Source organism: Bradyrhizobium sp. TM233, assembly GCF_036247965.1.
Taxonomy (GTDB): Bacteria; Pseudomonadota; Alphaproteobacteria; order Rhizobiales; family Xanthobacteraceae; genus Bradyrhizobium; species Bradyrhizobium ottawaense.
Genome location: NZ_BTIG01000056.1, coordinates 1 through 2,385, shown reverse-complemented (window position 1 = coordinate 2,385; position 2,385 = coordinate 1). Strand labels below are relative to the sequence as shown.

Genomic DNA, 2,385 nt, shown 5'->3' with positions numbered 1-2,385 from the left:
GGATTCGCCGACGACGCAGAGCGTCTCGCCCCGGTTGATGGAGATGTCGACGCCGTCGACGGCCTGGAGGATGCCGTCGTCCGTGGAGAAGTGGGTCTTCAGTCCCTTGATCTCGAGCAGCGGCGCCATCAGATCACCCGTCGCGCATCGAGCGCGTCACGCAGGCCGTCGCCGATGAAGTTGATGGCGACCACCGCGATGAAGATCGCGCCGCCGGGAAACAGCGCCCAGTGCGGGCCGATGTCGAGAAAGTCCTTGGCGTCATAGAGCAGCCGGCCCCAGGTCGGCGTATCCGGCGGAAAGCCGAGGCCGAGGAAGGACAGCGTCGATTCCGCGATGATGGCGGCGGCGACGTCGATGGTGCCGGCGATGATCACCGGACCGAGCGCATTGGGCAGGATGTGCTTCACCACCTGCCGCACCGGGCTCGCCCCGAGCGCCCGCGCGGCCTCGACGAACTCCTTCTCGCGGATCGACAGGAACTGGGCGCGCACGAGCCGCGCCACCGGCATCCACCGCAGGCCCCCGATCACGAGCACGATCAGGATGAAGATGCCGCCCTCCGGACCGAACGCGGCCTTCAGGCCGTCGCGGAAGAGATAGATCAGCAGAAGCAGCAGCGGCAATTGCGGCAGCGACAGGAACAGATCGGTAAGCCACATCAGCCCGTGACCGAGCGCACCGCGCGACATGCCGGCGAGCGCGCCGATCAGCACACCGACGAAGACCGAGACCAGCATCGCGGCGAGGCCGACCGCGAGCGAGATGCGCCCGCCATAGATCATGCGGGCGAGGATGTCCTGCCCGAGATCGTCGGTACCGAAGGGATGGGCCGGCGAGGGCCCCTGCATGCCTGCGACGATGTCGATGTCGTCGATCTTGACCCGCCAGACGAAGGGGCCGAGCACCACTGCCAGGATCAGAACGAGCAGCAGGAACGCGCTGACCACGGCAAGCTTGTGGCGGCTGTAGCGCCGCCACGTCTCGCGCCAGGGCGAGTAGACGCGCCGCTCAGCGGAGGGAGATGCGAGGGTCAAGCCAGCCATAAAGCACGTCCGCGATGAGATTGAACAGCACGACGAGACACGCGAAGACGAAGGTGACGGCCATCACCACCGGCGTGTCGTTGGAAAGGATGGAGGAGATCAGCAGCGAGCCGATGCCGGGAATGCGGAAGATCTGCTCGGTGACGATGGCGCCGCCGAACACCGCGGGCATTTGCAGCGCGATCAACGTCACGACCGGAATCATGGCGTTGCGCATGACATGCTTGACGATGACCTTGGCCTGCCCGAGCCCCTTGGCGCGGGCGGTGGTGACATAGTCGAGCCGGATCACATCGAGCATCGCCGAGCGCACGAAACGCGTCATCGACGCCGCCTGGAACAGGCCGAGCACCGCCACCGGCATGATCGCCTGACGGATCATCTCCAGCACCCAGTGGATGCCGGTGCCCTTGATGTCGGTGGTGTAGACGAAAGGCAGCCAGTCCAGCGTGACCGAGAAGATCAGGATGAACAGGATGCCGGTGAAGAACGTCGGCAGCGAGAAGCCGACGAAGGCGAGCGTGTTGGCGATCTGGTCGAACAGCGAATAGGGCTTCGTGGCCGCATAGACGCCGACGGGGATCGCGATCAGCAGCNNGATCACGTAGAGCGTGGCCGGCAGGCGCTGGAGGATGAGCGTGTCGACGTTCATCCGGCTGACGAAGGAGAAGCCCCAGTCGCCGTGCAGCATGGCGTTGAGCCAGTGCAGGTAGCGAAGGTGGATCGGATCGTCGAGGCCGAACTTGGCCCGAAGCGCCGCCTGCACTTCCGGCGGCACGTTCGGATTGGTCGCCAGTTCGGAGAACGGATCGCCGGGCGCAAGCGCGAGCACGACAAACAGCACGACCGAGATTCCGAGCAGGCTCGGAATCGCGATCAGCAGGCGACGCAGGACGTATTGGCTCATGAGGGAAGGCCCCGTCTAGAGTTGGGGGATCATTCCTCGCGGTACCAGTCGAACAGATTGTCGGTTTCGTTGGCCCAGCCGGAAACGACCGGGCGCAGATTGTTGGCGGCCGCCTCGACCTTCAGACGATGCTGCACCGGGATGAACACCGTGTCTTCCCACATCAGATCGTTGGCCTTGATGTAGAGCGCCGCGCGCTTGACCGGGTCCATTTCCATGTCGGCCGCGTTGATCGCGGCGTCATAGTCCTTGTTGACCCAGCGCGGGAAGTTCGTGCCCTGCCACTTGTTCTCCTTGGTCGCGGCGCTGGTGGAGAGGTAGCGGCGCATGTGCTGCGACGGATCCGGCTGGCTGAGCGGGATCTGGAACATCTCGATGTCGGCGTAGAACTTCGGATAGGTGTCGGGGTTGGCGACGTCGGAGGAGAAGAAC

At 64.8% G+C, this 2,385-nt stretch carries 2 protein-coding genes and 2 pseudogenes; all 4 read right to left on the bottom strand.

Annotated elements, in window-relative coordinates; genetic code table 11:
• Positions 1-129 (bottom strand): annotated as a pseudogene (locus tag AABA86_RS33360) (ABC transporter ATP-binding protein); the annotation flags it as partial.
• Positions 129-1,046 carry an ABC transporter permease gene (locus tag AABA86_RS33355; protein WP_028139904.1) on the bottom strand — a complete coding sequence of 306 codons (918 nt, stop codon included), beginning with the start codon at positions 1,044-1,046 and terminating at the stop codon, positions 129-131. The gene AABA86_RS33355 and the pseudogene AABA86_RS33360, both read right to left, overlap by 1 nt.
• On the bottom strand, positions 1,012-1,953 hold the full coding sequence (locus AABA86_RS33350) for an ABC transporter permease (protein WP_338309763.1): 942 nt from the start codon (positions 1,951-1,953) through the stop codon (positions 1,012-1,014). The genes AABA86_RS33355 and AABA86_RS33350 overlap by 35 nt, the downstream gene beginning before the upstream one ends.
• Positions 1,954-1,982: 29 nt before the next feature.
• Positions 1,983-2,385, bottom strand: a pseudogene (locus AABA86_RS33345) (peptide ABC transporter substrate-binding protein); the annotation flags it as partial.